Source organism: Cupriavidus sp. KK10, assembly GCF_018223725.1.
GTDB classification, from domain to species: domain Bacteria; phylum Pseudomonadota; class Gammaproteobacteria; order Burkholderiales; family Burkholderiaceae; genus Cupriavidus; species Cupriavidus necator.
This window is the reverse complement of record NZ_CP073677.1, coordinates 3,768,712-3,787,637: the sequence shown is the minus strand read 5'-3', so window position 1 is coordinate 3,787,637 and position 18,926 is coordinate 3,768,712. Positions and strand designations below refer to the sequence as shown.

Below are 18,926 nucleotides of genomic sequence, written 5' to 3'. Positions count from 1 at the left end.
TGGCGAGCCGTTTTGTATTCCTGAAGGGGGCGGTGGCGCTGAACAGCGCCTCAATACGCCAGCGACGCCTGGATATAGAACGTCCGCGGCATCCCCACATACTTGCCCGCATTGTTGTCCGTCGAGCGCGTGAAATAGCGCTTGTCGAACACGTTCTTCACCCCGACCGCAACCTTCAGATTCTGCGCCGACTTGCCGAAGTCATAGCCCAGCCGCATGTTCAGCAGCGCATAACCCGGGATATCGCCCAGCGCACCGTTTGCGCTTTCCGCCGTCTGGTAGCTGGTCGACGTGCTCGGATCGCCCGGCGAATGCTGCTTCGACTGGGCAAAGCCATCGACATTGAGCGCCCAGCGGTTGCGCGCATAGCGCATGCCTACGGTGGCCACGTGGCGCGAATAGAACGGCAGGTCGCGCCCGGCGAAGTTGCCCTGGTTGTAGGTGGCTTCGGTGAAGGTGTAGGTCGCGTACGCCGACAGGCCGGCCAGCGACTTGTCGAGCGCGCCGAAGTCATAGCGCAGCGACGATTCCACGCCGCGGTGGGTGGTGGCGCCGAGGTTGGTCCACGCATCCGGCGCGCCGCCGGTGCCGCCGCGCAGCTGCAGCTCGTCGTCGAAATCGATATTGAACAGCGTCAGCTCGCCGCCCCAGCCGTTGGCGTTGAAGTGCGTGCCGACCTCATACGTCTTGGCCTTCTCGGGGGTCAGGCCGTTGGTGGTCTGCGCGATCTGGAAGTACTGCAGCGGCCCGAACGAGACGCCGGCATTGGCGAACAGCTTCCACTGGTCGCTGACGTGGTACATCACCGCCAGCGACGGCAGCGGCTCGTTGGACGAGACGTCGTTGCGCGCGCCGCTGAAGTTGTCGGTCACGTACGACCGGATGAACTCGTAGCGCAAGCCCGGCGTGATGGTCCAGCTGCCGACGTTGATGGTGTCGTCGAGATAGACCGCATTGGCGGTGGTGCCGCCCGTGCGCGACTGGTACACCGGTGACGGCAGTGTGGTGGGGTCGACGGTGCCCGGGGTGTAGAACAGCGTGCGCGATGCCTTTTCGTCGCTGGCTTCGCGCAGGAAGCGGTAGCCGACGCTGACCTCGTGGCTCATGCTCTCGCCGCGGAACAGCTGCGAGTAGCGCGGCTCGATCGCGAACGTATGGTAGTTGCGCGGCGCCGCGGTCAGGCGGCGCAGGTTGGCCTGCGCTCCGGTGCCTTGCTGCTCGATATTGCTGCCGCGGAAGCTGTCGGTGTAGTACGTCAGCACCTCGAACTTGCGGTTGTTGTCGTTGTGGCTGTACTTCAGGCTGAAGTCGCTGCGGCGGCCGTCGAAATTGTCGTAGGGCCGCACCGACTGGAACGGGTCGGCCGCATACTGGGCCGAAGTCAGGCCGCCGGGCATGCCGGCCCTGCCCTCGTAGTAGTGGAAGGCCGCGCTCAGTTCATCGGTCTTCGAGATCCGGTACGCGCCCTTGAGCATCAGGTCGTCGATATTGACGTGGTCGTTGCTCTCGCGATAGCCGTTGCCATGGATGCCCGAGTACAGCAACGCGCCGCCCAGGCCGTTGTCGTTGGTGCCGCCGATGAATGCGGTCGGGTTGGTCTTGACGCTGCCGCCATGGCTGTAGATGTCGGTCGATACCGATGCATCGGCCGCAAACAGCTTCGGGACCGGGCGCGTCACGAAGTTGATGATGCCGCCCACGTTCTGCGGGCCGTAGCGCACCGAGCCGGCGCCGCGCACCACGTCGATGGTTTCCAGGTTGCCCAGCGACAGCGGCGCCATCGACAGCTGCGGCTGGCCGTAGGGCGCGACTGCCAGCGGCACGCCGTCCATCAGGATGGTCGAGCGCGGCGACAGGCGCGAGGTCAGCCCGCGCACGCCCACGTTGAGCGACACATCGCTGCCGCCGGTGCCGTTGTTCTCCTGCACCTGCACGCCCGGGATGCGGCGCAGCACCTCGCGCACATTGTTGGCGCCGGCTTCCTGGAAGGTCTCGCGGTCGACGATGGTACGCGCGCCGGGGTGCTCCAGCACCTTGGCCTCGTTGGCGTTCTCCAGCCAGTTGCCGACCACGGTGACGGTGTTCAGCGTGGCTTCGGGGTTGGCGGCAGGCGCGGAGACAGGTGCGGGATCAGCGGCGTGGGCCGGCAGGGCGGCAAGCTGGGCGAACAGCAGGGCGGCGCCGATGGCACCCCCGGAAAGGCGGAAAGCGGGCTGCAAGATGAGATTCCTGAGAAGCAGCGCGTTCCGCAAGCCAAGGGGAGGGACGTCGTGGGCGGCCGCGCCAATGGGCCGCGATTATAAATGCGAGTGATTCTCAGAAGCGAAACGGCCAGCACCCGCCGCCCGGGATTGTGGTTTCTGTGCATCAATGTGCAGACATCCGGACACCTAGAAGAGGTGAATTACCAACGATTTTTTCGGTAGGTGTGCGCGTGTGGGCATCTGTATGCAGGTATTCAGCAGGCGCTTTAGAATCTTGCCTTTGTGCACTGCAAAGGCTGTCGTGGCGTCCTCAATGGCACGGCGGCGCTGTGCGGTGCGCAGCCATCTCCGCCTCCCTCCCGTATCCATGTCTTCCCCTGCCACCGTCCAGGCCGCCGCGCCGGACAGCGTCTTCGGCGACGCCGTTTTCCGCCGTTACTGGTTCGCACGCCTGTGCACCACGATTGGCTACCAGATCTTTACGGTGGCGGTCGGCTGGCAGATGTATGACCTGACCCGCGACCCGCTGATGCTCGGCATGGTCGGGCTGGTGCAGTTCCTGCCGTCGGTGGTGCTGATCCTGATGTCGGGGCACGTGGCCGACCGCTTCGACCGGCGCCGCATCGTGCGCACCTGCCAGGCGATCGAGGCGCTGCTGGCCGCCGGCATGGCCGTGGCCAGCCTGAGCGGATGGATCGACAGCCATCACATCTTTGTCTTCGTCGCGCTGATCGGCGCCACGCGCGCGTTCGAGACCCCCACGCTGCAGGCGCTGCTGCCCAGCGTGGTGACGCCACGCCAGCTGCCGCGCGCGGTGGCGCTGGCCAGTTCCGCCGGGCAGGCCGCCATCATCATCGGCCCGGCCATCGGCGGCTTTGCCTACGTGGCCGGGCCGGGCGTGGTCTATGGGCTGAGTGCCACGCTCTTTGCCATTGCTGCCGTGCTGGTAAGCGGCATCACGCTGCGCCAGGCCGCGCAGCGCCTGACGGCGCCGGTCAGCGTGCGAACGGTGTTTGCGGGGTTTGCCTATATCCGCAGCCGCCCGGTGCTGCTGGGCGCGATTTCGCTGGACCTGTTCGCGGTGCTGCTGGGCGGCGCCGTGGCACTGCTGCCGATCTACGCGCGCGACATCCTGCACACCGGCCCGTGGGGCCTGGGGCTGCTGCGTTCGTCGCCGGCAGTCGGCGCGCTGGTGATGGCGCTGTGGCTGGCGCGCCATCCGCTGAACCGGCGCGCCGGGCGCATCATGTTCGGCGCGGTGGCGCTGTTCGGGGTGGCTACCGTGGTGTTCGGCGTATCGACCTGGCTGCCGTTGTCGATGGTGGCGCTGGTGGTGCTGGGGGCCTCGGACATGATCAGCGTGGTGGTGCGCTCCACACTGGTCCAGCTCGACACCCCGGACGACATGCGCGGGCGCGTGGGTGCCGTCAATTCGGTGTTTATCGGCGCCTCGAACCAGCTGGGCGAGTTCGAGTCCGGCGTCACCGCGGCATTGCTGGGCCCGGTGGGCGCGGTGATCCTGGGCGGCGTCGGCACGCTGCTGGTGGTGGCGCTGTGGATGCGGTTCTTTCCTGCGCTGGCCGCGCGCGACCGGCTGCACGACCATCCTGCCTGACCCGTTGCCGGGGCAGGGCAGGGAGCGTACCCGTTTCTGCGTCCCTGCCGGTGCCCGCACGGCGGTATCGCCGACACCCCTTCGCCAACTTTCGTCGCTGAAAGTTGTGCCAGCACAGCTGGCCCGCCGCACCAGGCTTGGCCTGGCTGCTCCTGGTCCCTCCCTCGCTCGGATTTTTCTGATCCGCCGCCAGCCTTGATTGCACAAGGGCTGGCGCGTCGGCACGCAAGCGCGAACCGCAATCGCCGGAAACCAATTCCCGCCTTATTTGTCTCCCTAACTGGGTTGCCGTGTCGGCATTGTCGGTGATCGTCTTACATCGCGTTTGCAACGTACGGCAATTTCCCCGGCGGGAAGTTTTCTGCCAGCCGCCTGAGGGTAACCTGGCAGCCCGCTGCCGCACGCAGAAACGGGTACGCAGCACCGCCTGTCTCCTCAATAACAACCGCAAACGGAGCCGCTCCCATGGACCTGAACTTCATCGATGCCAACAAGCTGGAGGCGGGCTGGACCTACCTGGTCCAGTTCGCCATCAACCAGGGCATGAACTGCCTGGCAGCCATCCTGATCCTGATGGCCGGCTGGTGGCTGTCGGCCCGCGTGGGCCGGGCGGCCCGGCGCGCGCTCAGCCGCACGCACGTGGACGAAACCATGCGCCCGCTGCTGGCCAACGCGCTGCAATGGATGGTGCGCGTGCTGACCATCGTGCTGGTGCTGTCGCAGTTCGGGGTGCAGACCGCCAGCATCATCGCCATGCTGGGCGCCGCGGGCCTGGCCATCGGGCTGGCGCTGCAGGGCACCCTGCAGAATATTGCCGCCGGCATCATGCTGGTGCTGCTGCGGCCGTTCCGCGTAGGCCAGTACATCGATGCGCAGGGGGTGGCCGGCACCGTGCGCGAGACCGGCCTCTTCATGACTGAGTTGACCACCTTCGACGGCGTGTGCCTGCGCGTGCCCAACGGCAAGCTGTGGGGCAGCGCCATCACCAACTACAGCGAGAACGCCACGCGGCGCGCTGACATCGAAGCCACGGTGACCTTCGACAGCGATGTGCAGCGCAGCCTGGAAGCGCTGCGCGCAATGCTCGCGCGCGAGCCGCGCCTGCTGGCCGACCCCACGCCCGAGACCATGGTGGTCAACTACACGCAGCAGGGCATCACGCTGAACGTGCGCTACTGGACCTCGAATGACGACTACTGGAACGTGCGTTTCGCGTTCTACGAGCGCATCAAGCACGCGCTGGAACAGGCCGGCAGCAAGCTGGCGGTGCCGATCCAGGAATTGCACGTGCCGGGCGCCGCTTCGGTGCCGGGTGCGGTGAAGGTGGCCGACAGCGCGCCAGCGGCGGGCGCGCCGCACCCGACCGGCGCGGCGCCGCGCCAGCCGGTACAGCACCTGGGCTAGCGCTGCAGATTGTTTTCGTCGCCCTCGTCCGCAAACAGCGTGCAGGCACCGCTTTCCGCAGTGCTGACATGGCGGCGGAAGGTGGCGAACAGGTCGCGGCCCACGCCGTGGCGATTGGCGCTCAGGTCCGGACGGGCAGGCGCGCGCGCCTGCCATTCGTCATCCGGCACCAGCACGTCGAGCACGCCCGCGGGCGCATCCACGCGCATCATGTCGCCGCTGCGCACGCGCCCGATCGCGCCTCCGTGCAGCGCCTCGGGGCAGACATGGATGGCTGCCGGCACCTTGCCCGACGCGCCCGACATGCGCCCGTCGGTTACCAGCGCCACATGGAAGCCGCGGTCCTGCAGCACCGTCAGCGTGGGCGTGAGCTTGTGCAACTCGGGCATGCCGCACGAGGCCGGGCCCTGCCACGGCAGCACCGCAACGAAGTCGCGCTCCAGCTCGCCGCGCTTGAATGCGTGCAGCACATCGTCCTGATGCTCGAACACGATCGCCGGTGCCTCCACCACCTGGTGCTCGGCCTTGACCGCCGAGGTCTTGATCACCGCGCGGCCCAGCTTGCCGTCCAGCACCTTGATGCCGCCGTCCGGCGCAAAGGGCGCGTCGGCGCCACGCACGATGCTGTCATCGAGCGGCGCGGCCGGGCCGTCGATCCACGTCAGCTTGCCGTCGCGCAGCACGGGTTCGCGCGTGTAATCCTGCAGCCCGCGGCCGACGATGGTGGTCACGTCGTCATGCACCAGGCCCAGCGACAGCAGCCCGCGGATCACCACGGGCAGCCCGCCGGCCGCCTGGAACTGGTTCACGTCGGCCTTGCCGTTCGGGTACACGCGGGCCAGCAGCGGCACCACGGCCGAGAGCTCGTCAAAGTCGTCCCAGCCCAGCACGATGCCGGCCACGCGCGCCATCGCGATCAGGTGCAGCGTGTGGTTGGTGGAGCCGCCGGTGGCCAGCAGCCCGACGATGCCGTTGACGAAGGCGCGCTCGTCCAACACCTCGGCCACCGGCGTATAGCGCTCGCCGCCGTGCACCAGCTTCAGCGCCTGGCGCGCGGCCTCGCGCGTGAGCGCCTCACGCAGCGGCGTGTTGGGGTTGACGAAGGCCGTGCCCGGCAGGTGCAGGCCCATCATTTCCATCAGCATCTGGTTGGAATTAGCAGTGCCGTAGAAGGTGCAGGTGCCGGGGCCGTGATAGGAGCGGGTCTCGGCCTCGAGCAGTTCCTTGCGGCCGATCTTGCCTTCGGCGTAGAGCTGGCGCGTGTGCGCCTTTTCGTCGTTGCTGATGCCGGTGGTCATGGGCCCGCCCGGCACGAAGACGGCCGGCAGGTGGCCGAACGACAGCGCGCCCATCACCAGCCCGGGCACGATCTTGTCGCACACGCCCAGGTACAGCGCGGCATCGAACATCTGGTGCGACAGCGCCACTGCCGTGGCCAGCGCAATCACATCGCGCGAGAACAGCGACAGGTCCATGCCGTCCTGGCCCTGCGTGACGCCGTCGCACATCGCGGGCGTGCCGCCGGCAAACTGCGCGGTGCCGCCGGCCTCGAGCGCCGCTTCCTTGAGCCACTGGGGGAAAGCCGCCAGCGGCTGGTGCGCCGACAGCATGTCGTTGTAGGCCGAGACGATCGCCAGGTTGGGCCGCTCGTCGGCCTTCAGACGAATCTTCGCGGCGTCAGGCATGGCAGCCACCGCATGGGCCAGGTTGGTACAGGAAAGCTGCGCGCGTTCGACCTTCTGCCCGGCCATGGCGCGGGTGCGGTCAAGGTACGCCTGGCGCGAGGCGGCGCTGCGGGAGACGATGCGGGCGGTGACCCGCTCGAGCACTGGATGACGTGGCATGGGGTTCTCCTGCGGGGGAGCTTTCAGCCTAGCGCACTTTGCCGCGTACCGCACGGTGCACTGACCGATGCACGCAGAAACGGGTACGCTTTGGGCCCGGGTCATGCATTTGCCGCGGCATGTGCCGCAGCCTGCGCCTCGCCAAGCCGGGGCGAGTCACGTAAACTTGCCACCATGCAAACCCGCCCATGGCGGGTCCTCAACCGCACAAGGAGTCCCAGGGTGAGCATGCCTGATTTCGACATGGTGCTGTTCGGCGGCACCGGCGACCTGGCGCGGCGCAAGCTGCTGCCTTCCCTGTTCGATGCGCACCACGCCGGCCTGCTGCATCCGGCCGCACGCATCCTCGCCACCGGCAGCCTGCCGCTCTCTACCGCGGACTACCTCGCCTCGCTGGAACAGACCGTGCGCCCCGGGCTGGCCCATGCGCCGCCCGAGTCATGGGACAAGTTCTGCGCGCGCATTGTCTACGTGCAGGCCGACGCACGCGTGCCCGCGCATTTCGATGCGCTGGCGGAGCAGGTGCTGGCACGCAAGCCTGAAGTGGTGGTGTGCTATCTCGCCACCGCACCGCACCTGTTCGTGTCGATCTGCGAGCAGCTGGCACGCACCGGCCTGAACACGCGCCAGGCGCCCAACGTGCGCATCGTGCTGGAAAAACCGCTGGGGCATGACCTCGAATCGAACGAGGCGATCAACTCCGCAGTGGCGAAGTTCTTCGCCGAAGAGCAGATCTACCGCATCGACCATTACCTCGGCAAGGAGTCGGTGCAGAACCTGATGGCGATCCGCTTTGGCAACGCGCTGTTCGAGCCGCTGTGGCGGCGCGAGTGGGTGCAGGACGTGCAGATCACCATCGCCGAAGAACTCGGCGTGGAAGCGCGCGGCGACTTCTACGACCGCACCGGCGCACTGCGCGACATGGTGCAGAACCACTTGCTGCAGCTCTTGTGCATGGTGGCGATGGAGCCGCCGGCCAGCCTCAGCGAAGATGCCATCCGCGACGAGAAGATCAAGATCCTGAAGGCGCTTAAGCCGATCACGCCGCAGGACGTGGCCGAGAAGACCGTGCGCGGCCAGTACCGCTCCGGTGCCATCGGCGGCAAGCCGGTGCCGGGCTACCTGGAAGAAGCGGGCATCGCGCCCGACAGCCGCACCGAGACCTTTGTCGCGATCAAGGCCGAGATCGCCAACTGGCGCTGGGAAGGGGTGCCGTTCTACCTGCGCACCGGCAAGCGCATGCAGTCCCGCGTGGCCGAGATCGTGATCCATTTCCGCGACGTGCCGCACGCGATCTTCCCGCGGCCGCTGACGCTGTCGCCGCAGAACCGGCTGGTGATCCAGCTGCAGCCAGAAGAAAGCATCCGCCTGTATTGCCTGGTCAAGCAGCCCGGCGACACGCTGGAGCTGACGCCGACCTCGCTCGACCTGGACTTTGCCAACTCGTTCAAGGTGCGCCGCGCCGGCGCCTACGAACGGCTGCTGCTCGACGTGATCCGCGGCCGGCTGGGCCTGTTCGTGCGCCGTGATGAACAAGTGCAGGCCTGGCGCTGGGTCGAACCTATCATCGACACCTGGGAAGCCAGCACCGTGCCGCCCAAACCCTATACCGCCGGCACCTGGGGGCCGGCCGCGTCGTCGGCGCTGATGTCGCGCGACGGCGGGCTGTGGCACGAGGAAGCCTGAGCCATGCGCCCGCAGAATCGCAAAGGAAACCATCATGCGCCAGTTTGAACATCCCACCCCGATGGACCAGGCCGAGGCGCTGGCCATCTCGATCGGCAATGCGCTGGAGCTGGCCATCCGCGTCAAGGGCTGGGCGGTGCTGGCGGTCTCGGGCGGACGCTCGCCGGTGGCGATGTTCGAGCGGCTGCGCCACCGGCATGTGCGCTGGGAGGCGGTGACCATCACGCTGGTCGACGAGCGCGTGGTGCCGCCCGACCACGCGGACAGCAACGCCGCCCTGGTGCGCGCGCACCTGCTGCGCGAGGCCGCTGCCAGCGCCGCCTTCGTACCGCTGATTGCCGATGCGCAGGACGTTGCCGCGCCGGCACAGGCGGTGGCGCGGGCCAACAGCGCATTTCGCCAGCCCGACGTGGTGGTGCTGGGCATGGGCGAGGACGGCCATACCGCCTCGCTGTTCCCGGATGCGCCCGAACTGCAGAGCGCGCTGAGCGAGCCGCAGCCCGGCTACGTGATCACGCACCCGTCAGTCGCGCCCCATGCCCGCATCACGCTGAACCTGGCGGCGCTGCTGGCCGCCGAGCGCGTGTTCCTGTCAGTGTCCGGCGCAGCCAAGGCCGAGGTGCTCGAACGCGCGCTGCAGGGACCTGCGCCGTCGTTGCCGGTCAGCCTGGTGTTGTCACGGCACCGGCACGGGCTTGACGTGTTCAAGACCTGACAGATCTGATTCCCAAGCGGAGCGATACCCGACGCCATGGCCACCACTGCATCCTCCTGCGCTGACTTCCCCCGCCTGCTCGGCGATGTGGGCGGCACCAACGTGCGCTTTGCACTGGAAACCGCACCAATGCGGATCGGCCCGGTGACCGCGCTGAAGGTGGCCGATTTCCCGTCGCTCGAAGCGGCCCTGCGCCAATATCTCGACGGCCTGGCCGCGTCGGGCAAGCCCGTGCCGCGCCACGCGGCGATCGGCCTGGCCAACCCGGTGACCGGCGACCAGGTCCGGCTGACCAACCACAACTGGTCGTTCTCGATCGACGGCATGCGGCGCGCGCTCGGGCTGCAGACCCTGGTGGCCATCAACGACTTCTCCGCGCTGGCGCTGGCCCTGCCGCATCTGCCTGCCGACGGGCTGGTGCCCGTGCGCGCCGGCACCGCGGTGCGCACCGCGCCGCTTGCGCTGATCGGGCCGGGCACCGGGCTGGGCGTTTCCGGCCTGGTGCCGGTGCCGGGCGGACCAGCCGTGGCGCTGGCCGGCGAAGGCGGCCATATCGAGCTGATGCCCGACACTGACGACGAATGGGGCGCCTGGCGCGCTGCCCATCGCAACGTCGGCCGGGTGTCGGCGGAACGGCTCCTGTGCGGCAGCGGCCTGTCGCATATCCATGCCGCGCTCGCCGCAGAAACGGGTACGCTTTTGCTTGCGCCGCTGCTGCCGGAGCAGGTCACCACCGGCGCCTTCGAGCGTCACGACCCGCTGTGCCAGCGCGCCATGACGGTGTTCTTCGGCCTGCTCGGCTCGGTTGCGGCCGACATCGCCCTGGTGCTGGGCGCACGTGGCGGGGTCTACCTGGGCGGCGGCATCCTGCCACGCTTCGTGCCGGCGCTGCAGGCCTCGGCCTTTGCCGAACGCTTCGTCGCCAAGGGCCGCATGCGCGGCTGGCTGGAGGCCGTGCCGGTCCATGTCATCACCGCCAGCCACCCCGCGCTGCCGGGACTGGCGCGCGCACTGGCCGAGCGGCTTGACGGTTCCGGCGGGAACGCATAGCCATGCGCGTGCTGCTGGTGGAAGACGACGCCATGATCGGCGACAGCGTCAAGCTGGCGCTGCGCCAGGAAGGCTTTACCGTCGACTGGGTGCGCGACGGCGACGCGGGCCTGGCCGCGGCCAGCACCGCGCAGGGCGGCCAGGCGTGCTATGACCTGATTCTGCTCGACCTCGGTCTGCCGCGGCGCCCGGGCCTCGACGTGCTGCGCACCTTGCGCGCGCGCGGCGTGCCGACGCCGGTGCTGATCCTGACCGCGCGCGATGCCGTCGCGGACCGTGTCGCGGGGCTCAATGCCGGCGCCGATGATTACCTGGTCAAGCCCTTTGACCTGCAGGAACTGGCGGCGCGCATGCACGCGCTGGCGCGCCGCGCCGCCGGCCGGGCGGAGCCGCTGGTCAGCTACGGCGACATCGTGCTCAACCCCACGACCCGCGAGGCCACCCACCGCGGCGAGCCGGTGCGGCTGTCGGCGCGCGAGTTCGCGCTGCTGTCCGCGTTGATGGCGCGGCCCGGCAAGGTCTGGTCGGTGCCGCAATTGCAGGAGCGGCTGTACGGCTGGGACGACGAGGTCGGCAGCAATACCGTCGAGGTCTATATCCACGCGCTGCGCAAGAAGTTCGGCGCGGCGCTGATCCGCAATATCCGCGGCGTGGGCTACGTGGTGCCGCGCCTCGATGGGGATGCTGCATCCGCAGGCGAAGGAGACACCCCCTGATGCGCTCCATCCAGCGAACCCTGCTGTGGTGGCTGGCCGCGGGCCTGCTTGCCGGCATCGCCGTCGCCACGGCGCTGATCTACGGGCAGGCACGGCAGGAAGCCAACGCGCTGTTCGACTACCAGATGAAGCAGATGGCCGCGGCATTGCCCAGCCAGTTCGCCGACCCGGTGGCGCCGCCTTTTCTGGGCGCGCCCGACGACCTGGCGCACGCCGACGAGGATGTGGTCATCCATATCTGGGACGGCTCCGGCCGCAGCCTGTACCTGTCGCATTCGCACCCGGCGCTGCCCGCGCGCGCGGAGCTGGGCTTTTCCAATGTGACCACGCAGCAGGGCGAATGGCGCCTGTACAGCATGCAGCTCGGGCCCACCGTGGTGCAGATCGCGCAGCCGATGAGCGCCCGGCGCACGCTGGCCGCGCGCATGGCGCTGCGCACCGTGGCGCCGCTGCTGTTGCTGCTGCCGTTGCTGGGCTGGCTGGTGTGGATGGCAGTGGGGCGCGGCCTGCGCCCGCTGCGCGAAATCGCCACCGAGGTGCGCGCGCGCGACGCCAACACACTGGCGCCGCTGGCCGTGCGCCAGATGCCGGACGAGATCGCTCCGCTGAGCGCCGCGCTGAACCAGCTGCTGGCGCGGCTCTCGCACGCCATCGACACCCAGCGCGCCTTCGTCGCCGACGCCGCCCACGCGCTGCGCACGCCGCTGGCCGCGCTGCAGTTGCAGGCACAGCTGGTGGAACGGGCTGAGAACGGCGCAGCGCGTGACGAAGCGATCGGCAAGCTGCGCCAGGGACTGGAGCGGTTGACCCACCTGGTCACCCAGCTGTTGACGCTGGCACGGCAGGAGCCGGGCGCAGCCATTCCTCCGCACGAACCGGTGGAGCTGCACCAACTGGCCGCAAGCGTGGTCGCGGACATGGCGCAGGCCGCGCTGGATCGCAATATCGACCTTGGGCTCGACGGCAGCGAGGACACATCGCCGGCGGTGGTGCGGGGCGATGTGGATGCGTTGCGCATCCTGCTGACCAACCTGCTGGATAACGCGCTGGCTTATATCCCTGCCGGAAGCCGTATCGATGTGCTGGTGGGTCGCAGTGCCGACGGGCGTGCCGTTGAACTGGTGGTCAGCGACAACGGGCCGGGGATACCCGCTGAAGAGCGTGCGCGTGTGTTTGATCGCTTCTATCGGGTGGCCGATGCACCCACCGGCGGGAGCGGGCTCGGGCTGGCCATCGTGGCGGAGATTGCGCAGTCGCATGGGGCGCGGGTGGTGCTGGAGGATGCGGGGCCAGGGTTGCGGGTGAGGGTGGTGTTTGGGGCCGGGTAGGTCTTGAGCTGCTGGTTGGGCTGCTGTCGCTCGGACAGAAAGTAGGTCGCCGGCTACGCCAGCGAAACAGCCCACGCAGCCAAGAGCGACGGCGTACCGTTGGCCAATGCAAAAGCTTGCCCCTCACCCCACCGGCGTCAACACCCCCTCCCCCGCAAAATGCCGCCGCGCATTCTCCAGGAACTGCATCACGGACGCCGTGATGGCCTCCGGCGACCAGCCTGCCACATGCGGTGTCAGCACGACGTTAGGACAGTCGAACAACACCACCGGCGGCGCCGGCTCGCTCTCATAGACATCCAGCCCAGCCCCGCCAAGCTTGCCGGCGCGCAGCGCTGAAGCCAGCGCCTCGGTATCCACCACGCTGCCGCGCGCGATATTGACGAGGAACCCGGCCGGCCCCAGCGCCGCCAGCACGCTTGCATCGACCAGGTGCCGCGTACCCGCCCCGCCCGGCGTGGCGATCACCAGGTAGTCCGCCCACGCGGCCAGCGCGCCGATGCTGTCGAAGTACCGGTACCCCGCGTCTTCGCGCGGCTTGCGGTTGTGATAGCCGATCTCGAGGTCGAAGCCTTCGCCGCGCCGGGCAATACGCCTGCCGATGGTGCCTAGCCCAACGATCCCCAGCCGCTTGCCCGAGACATTGGGCCGCAGCGGCAGCGCGGTGCGCCAGGTGCCGGCGCGCGTGGCCGCGTCCAGTTGCGGCACGGCGCGCACGGTCGCCAGCAGCAGCGCGAAGGCGTGGTCGGCCACGCAGCTGTCGTTGGTGCCGGCACCATTGGCCACGGCGATGCCGCGTGCGCGGGCGTGGGCCACGGCGATATTCTCGAAGCCCGCGCCCAGCGCACACACCAGTTCCAGTGCCGGCATCGCGTCGATCTCCGCCGCGGTCAGGCCGGTGGAGCCGATGGTCAGTACCGCGCGGATGCGTTCGCCCTGCGTGGCGATCTGCGCGGCGCGGCCTTCCGCGTCCGGCGCATAGAGGATCTCGAATCGTTCGGCAATGGCGTCGCGGTGGTGGGTAGCGATCTGGGTCAGGATCAGCAGCGTGGGCTTCATGGCGGGGACAGCGGAGTAGACGGTGGAGTCGGAGAAGGGTGACAGCGTGTTGGCTGCCCAGGGGGCTGGCGCGCGGATAGCGGGCCAGCGTCACATTCTAGCGCTGCGGCGTCGTGCTTGCCGAAGGCGCCAGCACGCGCGGAGGCACGCAGAAACGGGTACGCTTTGCCTGCGGAAGCGGGGTTTGCGACCGGCCTTGCAGAGTGCAATATGCCTATAAACAAGGCTCGAACGCGTTTCCCGAAGGACCGGCGACGCCGTTCAGCCGGTCCCGGCAAGGCACGCAGAAACAGGTACGCTTTGCGGCCACGACCCCCTCGCCGCCATGCCGGCACAACACCATTGCGTATCATGCGTGTTCTCTTCCTCACTCGTGAACGAACGGCATGCGCGCAATCGGCAACTTCCTCTGGTTCATCCTTGGCGGCGTGGTCATGGGCCTGGCATGGTGGCTGGCCGGGCTGCTGGCCTTTATCTCGATCATCGGGATCCCCTGGGGCAAGGCCTGCTTCGTGATCGGCACGTTCACGTTCTTCCCGTTCGGCAAGCAGGCCATCAGCCGGCGCGAGCTGACCGGGCGCGACGATGTCGGCACCGGTGCGCTGGGGCTGGTCGGCAATGTGCTGTGGTTTGTCGTTGCCGGCGTGTGGCTGGCCATCGGCCACGTGATGGCGGCGGTCGCCAACTTCGTGACCATCATCGGCATTCCGTTTGCGATCCAGCACCTGAAGCTGGCCGGCATTGCGCTGGCGCCGATCGGCCAGACCGTGGTCACCAATGAGGTGGCCGACGCCGCGCGCCGCGATGGCGCACGCGTGCAGGTGGACAACCTGCGCCGCTGAAGGCTCAGGCGCCGGCGTCTTCGGCGCCGTCTTCGTGCTGCTGGCCGGCGTGCGCGACCAGCCGGTCGAGCAGGCTGCCCAGCAGCGCCTGTTCGGCGTCGCTCAGGCAGCCGAAGATCTCCGCATTGCGCCTGGCGATCATCGCGATCGCCTGCCGGTAGAGCGGCTTGCCCTGTGCAGTCAGTGACAGCACCACGCCGCGCCCGTCGGCCTCGCTGGCCTCCTTGCTGACCAGCCCGCGCGCCACCAGCGCCTGCGCCGAGCGGCTGGCCTGGCCCTTGGTCAGGTTGGCGCCCTGCGCCAGCTCGTTGACCGACAGCGGCGCAAAGGCGCCGATCGCGGCCAGGCAGCGGCCCTCGCTGAGCGGCAGGCCGCATTGCTCCAGGTAGGCGGCGGCGCTGTCCTTGTCGCTGAGCTTGTTGACCTGGTGCAGGCGGTAGGTCAGGAACTGTTCGAGGCGTGGCAGTGGCTTCATGGCGTGTCCTTGTCAGGCGTCGGCATTCTAGTGTCCTATGTTCCCTATTGCCGGCTGTGCGCCTCGGCTTCGTCGATCAGCGCCAGCACCGGCGCCAGCGCCTCCTGCCGGCTCATCAGGCCCAGGCACACCATTGCCAATAGCAGCGGGGTGTGCGCTTCGCCGGCACGGCCCATGGCCTCGCAAAGGCGGGTGTAGGCGAGGTCGAGGTCTTCAGCTTGCATGTCGGGCTCCGGTTTGCAACAGGGGGTCGAGGCTGGCGCGCACGGCGTCCCATGACGGTTCGCGCCAGCGTGCCAGGACATAGCCATCGGGGCGGATGAGGTAGAGCGTGCCGGGTCGTGCGCCGTAGCGGGCGTGGGCCTGGCCGGCGACGTCGGCCAGCGCCGTGGCGCCGGCGACGTTGCCGCCGGTGACCACCACGCGTGCCTGCACGGCGTCCGGATGCGCGTGCGCGAACGCGGCCAGCGGCTCGGGCAACGTGGGCGCATCGCTGAAGTACAGCAACGTGAACCGTTGACCGAAGCATTGGGTAAGGTGCACGACCTCGTCGGGGCCTGCCACGCGCATTTCCGGCGCGGGCAGGCCGGGCGCGGTGCCAGGGCAGTCGTCGCCAAAGTCGCTGGGACCGTTCAGCGCGGAATCCGTATAGGCAATCGGTGCGGACTGCCGCGGATTGATCAGCGACCGCACCGCGGGCTCATGCTGCGCCAGACGCAGCGTGGCCTCGCGCATCAGCCGGAAGGCGAAGTCGGGCGGCGCCATGAACTCGGTGCTCTTGGCGCCGTAGGCGATGTTCTGCCGCGTGGCATGCACGCGTTCGGTCGAATAGGAATCGAGCAGGCTGTCGGGCGCCTGGCCGCGCAGCACCCACGCCAGCTTCCAGGCCAGGTTGCCGGCATCGTCCAGCCCGGAGTTGAGCCCGCGCACGCCAAAGATCGGCACCAGGTGCGCGGCGTCGCCGGCGAACAGCACGCGGCCGTGGCGGTAGTCCTGCAGCGTCAGGCACTTGGCGTTGTAGATCGAGATCCACAGCGGGCGCCACGGCTCGGTCTCGCCGATCATGTCGAGGTGGCTCTGCACGCGTGGCAGCACGTTCTCCGGCTTGACGGCTTCGTCGGGGTCTTCGTCGTCGCGGATCTGGTAGTCGATGCGCCAGACGTCGTCAGGCTGGCGGTGCATCAGGATGGTCGATCCGGGGTTGGAGGGCGGGTCGAACCAGGCCAGCCGCTCCACCTCGCGCCGCGTCTTCTGCACGATATCGACGATCACGTAGCGGCCTTCGTACTGGGTGCCTTCCATGCGCAGGCCCAGTTGCTCGCGCACGGTGCTGCGCCCGCCGTCGCACGCCACCAGCCATTGCGCGTCGACCTGCACCACGCCTGCGCCTGTCTGGATCTCGGCCACGACGCCGCTGCCGTGCTGGCGCACTGCCTGCACGCGCGCGCCGAAGCGCACATCCGCCGGCGCGGCGCCGTGCAGCGCGGCGTCATGGGCGAAGGCCTCCAGGTAGTACTGCTGGATATTGACCATCGGCGCGAAGCGCTCGCCGGGCTCGCTGGGCATGCGGAAATGCAGCACCTCGGCATCGCGGTAGTAGCTGCGCCCGCCTACCCACGGCAGGCCGGTTTCGATGGTGGTGCGGTCCGCGCCCACCCAGCCGAGGATCTCCAGTGAACGCCGCGCCATGCAGATGGCCCGGCTGCCGGCGCAGTAGCCGTCGTCGGCTTCCACCACCAGCGCGGCTATGCCCTGTCGCGCCAGCAACGCGGCCAGCGTCAGGCCGACCGGGCCGCCGCCGGCAATCAGTACCGGCACGCGCTGCGGCCATGGGCGCGATGACGAGGGCGGCGGTGCCGGCGGCACGGCCGCGTGGGGTGCAGTGGAGTCTGGCATGGCGGGGCTGTGGTGTCTCTGCGATGTAGTTGTGTACGCAACTATATCGGCCGGATGGTTGCGCGCGAAACTAGTGTTAACCCGGCCGGGCATCGACCGTCCGGCGAAAGTCGGAGACAAGTCGCACATCGCCGCAGGGCGGCCTTGGCCTATGCTTCGCAAGAGGCACACTGCCTCAGCCCGCGCGCCGCGCCATGCCAACGCTCCCGACCGATGCCGCACCCCGTGCCACCTGGCTGCCCTCGCCGGGCAGCTGGCAGTATCACGTGCTGCTGGGCGCGGCAGGCATGCTGGTGCTGGGGCCGCTGGGCGGCATCGCTGCCGCGTATATGAATTTCTCGCTGGGCTTCTTTGTCGGCGGGCAGGTGCTGGCGGGCATCCTCGGCTCGGTGGTGACGGCGGGCTATGGCGCGCCCGGGCGCCACGGCGCCAACTACATCCAGACCGCCGCGGCGTCGGTGGCGGGCATGGGCGGCATGGCCGTGGTGCTGCAGGCGATGGCGTGGCTGGGCATGGCGCAGCCGCCGCTGTGGCAGCTGGTGCTGTACATGTTGTGCATCGGCATGTTCGGGGTGGGCGTGGGCATGCTGTACACGCCATTGCTGGTGGACCGGATGCAGCTGACCTTTCCGTCGGGGCTGGCCGTGGCCAATATCCTGCGCGCGCTGACCGATCCGGCGCTGCTGCGGCGTTCGGTGGCCCGGCTTGGGGGCGGCATGGCGCTGGGCCTGGGCTGCGGCCTGGGCGCGGCGCGCATGCCGTGGCTGGCGGCGCTGGACCTGTCGGCTGCGACCTTCGGCGCGGGGATGATTGTCGGCGTGCGCGTGGGCATTGCCGCGCTGGTGGGCGGGCTGGCCGGCTGGGCCATGACCCCGTGGTTTGTCGCCGCGGGCTGGATGGCGACTGGCGAGCCCTATCGCAAGGCAACCTTCCTGGTAGCCCTGGGCATGATCATGGGGGCGGCAGCCGTCGATGTGGCCTTGCTGCTGGCGCAGGCGTGCCGCCAGTGGCGTGCGGGGCCCACGCCGCGGCACTCTGCGCCGCGGCGCGGGCCGGGCATGGGCTGGGTGGCGGCCTGGGCGCTGCTATGGGGCTCGGCCACGGTGGCGGCGGGCGTTGCCTGGTTCGGCCAGCCGTTGGGCTTCCAGCTGATGGCGGTGCTGCTGGTGCTGGTGTTTGCGCTGGTCAACGGTATCTCGGTCGGCATGGTCGACCAGAACCCGATCTCATCCGCCTTCGTGCTGTCCGTGATCCTGATGGCCGCCGCCGGGCTGCGCGCGCCCCATGTCGGGCTGATCGCCGCCACGGTCTTGCTGGTGGCCACGGCCGAGGCGAGCGACATGCAGCAGGACCGCTCCACCGGCTGGCGCCTGGGCAGCGACCGCATAGTGCAGTTCGGCTACCAGGTGGCGGGCATCGTTGTGGGTGCGCTGGTTGCGGTGGCGATGGCACGGCTGTTCATGCATGCCTACCCGGTGCTGGCGCTGGACCAGACCAGCCTGCCGGCCGACCAGCAGCCGGCGCGCTGGACCTCGGCCATGACATACAAGATCGTGGGCGTGCTGCACGGGCTGGCGCAAAGCCGTGCCGGCCAGCATGTGGCGGTGGCAACGGGCCTGGGGCTCGGCCTGGCCACCGCGGTATTGCGCAAGGCCATCCTCGGCCGGCCGGCATGGCAGCGCTTTGCGCAAGCCAGCCGGCGCGGGCGGGTGGCCGATTTCCTGCTCGATGCGGTGATCCTGCCCTCGCCCTATGCGTCGTCATTCGGTGGCTTCGTCAACCTGGCGGCGGCCGGGTGGATGGCGGCCGGCGGAGTGATGGCGAGCCTGGCCGCTGCCGTGGCCAGACCCGCAAGGCCGGCCCAGGGTTTGCCGCAGGACATGAGCACCGCATCGCTGGTCGGTGGCGGCCTGATCGCGGGCGATGCGCTGGCGGCGCTGGCCATCGGTGTGGCGGGCCTGTTATCCGCCACATGGGGTTGAGGCCCGCTGCGATTGTCAAATTTTATTGACGCTTCTGTCCAAGTTTCAGTGGATTGTCAAATCTCGCGACCGGCGTACCATAGGCGGCCAGACTGACGCACTGGCTTGAC

General features: G+C 68.8%; 15 protein-coding genes. 9 read left to right on the top strand and 6 right to left on the bottom strand.

Annotated features, from left to right (window positions below; all coding sequences use genetic code 11):
* Positions 1-50 precede the first annotated feature (50 nt).
* The gene (locus KB879_RS17745) at positions 51-2,219 is read right to left on the bottom strand and encodes a TonB-dependent siderophore receptor (protein WP_041228759.1); all 2,169 of its coding nucleotides are present in this window, start codon (positions 2,217-2,219) and stop codon (positions 51-53) included.
* 352 nt (positions 2,220-2,571) lie between these two features.
* Between KB879_RS17745 and KB879_RS17740 the strand changes: the two genes are divergently transcribed.
* Positions 2,572-3,819 carry an MFS transporter gene (locus tag KB879_RS17740; protein WP_010811158.1) on the top strand — a complete coding sequence of 416 codons (1,248 nt, stop codon included), beginning with the start codon at positions 2,572-2,574 and terminating at the stop codon, positions 3,817-3,819.
* Between the two features lie 465 nt (positions 3,820-4,284).
* Complete coding sequence (locus KB879_RS17735; RefSeq protein ID WP_211979512.1) at positions 4,285-5,223, top strand: mechanosensitive ion channel family protein; 939 nt, start codon at positions 4,285-4,287, stop codon at positions 5,221-5,223.
* On the opposite strand, the gene edd is transcribed toward KB879_RS17735, so the two are convergent.
* Positions 5,220-7,067: a phosphogluconate dehydratase gene (edd, locus tag KB879_RS17730; protein ID WP_211979511.1), complete on the bottom strand. Its 1,848-nt coding sequence runs from the start codon at positions 7,065-7,067 to the stop codon at positions 5,220-5,222. The genes KB879_RS17735 and edd overlap by 4 nt on opposite strands.
* 228 nt (positions 7,068-7,295) lie before the next feature.
* Between edd and zwf the strand changes: the two genes are divergently transcribed.
* From zwf to KB879_RS17705, 5 genes are read left to right on the top strand one after another with little or no spacing between them, the layout of a single operon-like run.
* Entirely contained in the window at positions 7,296-8,753 is a 1,458-nt protein-coding gene (gene zwf / locus KB879_RS17725) for a glucose-6-phosphate dehydrogenase (RefSeq protein ID WP_211982230.1), read from the top strand.
* A 34-nt stretch (positions 8,754-8,787) separates the two neighbouring features.
* Complete coding sequence (gene pgl / locus KB879_RS17720; protein ID WP_211979510.1) at positions 8,788-9,468, top strand: 6-phosphogluconolactonase; 681 nt, start codon at positions 8,788-8,790, stop codon at positions 9,466-9,468.
* Positions 9,469-9,504: 36 nt separating this feature from the next.
* On the top strand, positions 9,505-10,518 hold the full coding sequence (gene glk / locus KB879_RS17715; RefSeq protein WP_211979509.1) for a glucokinase: 1,014 nt from the start codon (positions 9,505-9,507) through the stop codon (positions 10,516-10,518).
* A 2-nt stretch (positions 10,519-10,520) separates the two neighbouring features.
* Positions 10,521-11,234 (top strand): response regulator transcription factor, encoded by a 714-nt coding sequence (locus KB879_RS17710; RefSeq protein WP_153954301.1) that lies wholly within the window; start codon positions 10,521-10,523, stop codon positions 11,232-11,234.
* Positions 11,234-12,562 (top strand): HAMP domain-containing sensor histidine kinase, encoded by a 1,329-nt coding sequence (locus KB879_RS17705; protein WP_153954300.1) that lies wholly within the window; start codon positions 11,234-11,236, stop codon positions 12,560-12,562. Before KB879_RS17710 ends, KB879_RS17705 begins: the two co-directional genes overlap by 1 nt.
* Before the next feature lie 123 nt (positions 12,563-12,685).
* Here the strand turns inward: KB879_RS17705 and KB879_RS17700 are convergent, their stop codons facing one another.
* Positions 12,686-13,621: a 2-hydroxyacid dehydrogenase gene (locus tag KB879_RS17700; protein WP_013954083.1), complete on the bottom strand. Its 936-nt coding sequence runs from the start codon at positions 13,619-13,621 to the stop codon at positions 12,686-12,688.
* 386 nt (positions 13,622-14,007) lie between these two features.
* Here KB879_RS17700 and KB879_RS17695 point away from each other — a divergent pair, with 386 nt between their 5' ends.
* Positions 14,008-14,463 (top strand): YccF domain-containing protein, encoded by a 456-nt coding sequence (locus KB879_RS17695; protein WP_013954082.1) that lies wholly within the window; start codon positions 14,008-14,010, stop codon positions 14,461-14,463.
* A 4-nt stretch (positions 14,464-14,467) separates the two neighbouring features.
* On the opposite strand, the gene KB879_RS17690 is transcribed toward KB879_RS17695, so the two are convergent.
* From KB879_RS17690 to KB879_RS17680, 3 genes are read right to left on the bottom strand one after another with little or no spacing between them, the layout of a single operon-like run.
* Complete coding sequence (locus tag KB879_RS17690; RefSeq protein ID WP_013954081.1) at positions 14,468-14,938, bottom strand: MarR family winged helix-turn-helix transcriptional regulator; 471 nt, start codon at positions 14,936-14,938, stop codon at positions 14,468-14,470.
* 44 nt (positions 14,939-14,982) lie between these two features.
* On the bottom strand, positions 14,983-15,162 hold the full coding sequence (locus tag KB879_RS17685) for a hypothetical protein (protein ID WP_013954080.1): 180 nt from the start codon (positions 15,160-15,162) through the stop codon (positions 14,983-14,985).
* On the bottom strand, positions 15,152-16,834 hold the full coding sequence (locus KB879_RS17680) for an FAD-dependent oxidoreductase (RefSeq protein ID WP_013954079.1): 1,683 nt from the start codon (positions 16,832-16,834) through the stop codon (positions 15,152-15,154). The genes KB879_RS17685 and KB879_RS17680 overlap by 11 nt, the downstream gene beginning before the upstream one ends.
* Before the next feature lie 194 nt (positions 16,835-17,028).
* On the opposite strand from KB879_RS17680, the gene KB879_RS17675 reads away from it, so the two are divergent.
* A complete protein-coding gene (locus tag KB879_RS17675; RefSeq protein ID WP_211979508.1) occupies positions 17,029-18,816 on the top strand; it encodes an OPT/YSL family transporter in 1,788 nt (595 codons plus the stop codon).
* Positions 18,817-18,926 lie beyond the last annotated feature (110 nt).

Bases quoted from the DNA above. Each gene is read 5' to 3' on its own strand.
- pgl (WP_211979510.1), top strand. From the start codon at position 8,788: ATGCGCCAGTTTGAACATCCCACCCCGATGGACCAGGCCGAGGCGCTG.
- KB879_RS17695 (WP_013954082.1), top strand. From the start codon at position 14,008: ATGCGCGCAATCGGCAACTTCCTCTGGTTCATCCTTGGCGGCGTGGTC.
- KB879_RS17740 (WP_010811158.1), top strand. From the start codon at position 2,572: ATGTCTTCCCCTGCCACCGTCCAGGCCGCCGCGCCGGACAGCGTCTTC.
- KB879_RS17700 (WP_013954083.1), bottom strand. From the start codon at position 13,621: ATGAAGCCCACGCTGCTGATCCTGACCCAGATCGCTACCCACCACCGC.
- zwf (WP_211982230.1), top strand. From the start codon at position 7,296: ATGCCTGATTTCGACATGGTGCTGTTCGGCGGCACCGGCGACCTGGCG.
- KB879_RS17675 (WP_211979508.1), top strand. From the start codon at position 17,029: ATGCCAACGCTCCCGACCGATGCCGCACCCCGTGCCACCTGGCTGCCC.
- edd (WP_211979511.1), bottom strand. From the start codon at position 7,067: ATGCCACGTCATCCAGTGCTCGAGCGGGTCACCGCCCGCATCGTCTCC.
- KB879_RS17690 (WP_013954081.1), bottom strand. From the start codon at position 14,938: ATGAAGCCACTGCCACGCCTCGAACAGTTCCTGACCTACCGCCTGCAC.
- KB879_RS17705 (WP_153954300.1), top strand. From the start codon at position 11,234: ATGCGCTCCATCCAGCGAACCCTGCTGTGGTGGCTGGCCGCGGGCCTG.
- KB879_RS17710 (WP_153954301.1), top strand. From the start codon at position 10,521: ATGCGCGTGCTGCTGGTGGAAGACGACGCCATGATCGGCGACAGCGTC.
- KB879_RS17685 (WP_013954080.1), bottom strand. From the start codon at position 15,162: ATGCAAGCTGAAGACCTCGACCTCGCCTACACCCGCCTTTGCGAGGCC.
- glk (WP_211979509.1), top strand. From the start codon at position 9,505: ATGGCCACCACTGCATCCTCCTGCGCTGACTTCCCCCGCCTGCTCGGC.
- KB879_RS17735 (WP_211979512.1), top strand. From the start codon at position 4,285: ATGGACCTGAACTTCATCGATGCCAACAAGCTGGAGGCGGGCTGGACC.
- KB879_RS17680 (WP_013954079.1), bottom strand. From the start codon at position 16,834: ATGCCAGACTCCACTGCACCCCACGCGGCCGTGCCGCCGGCACCGCCG.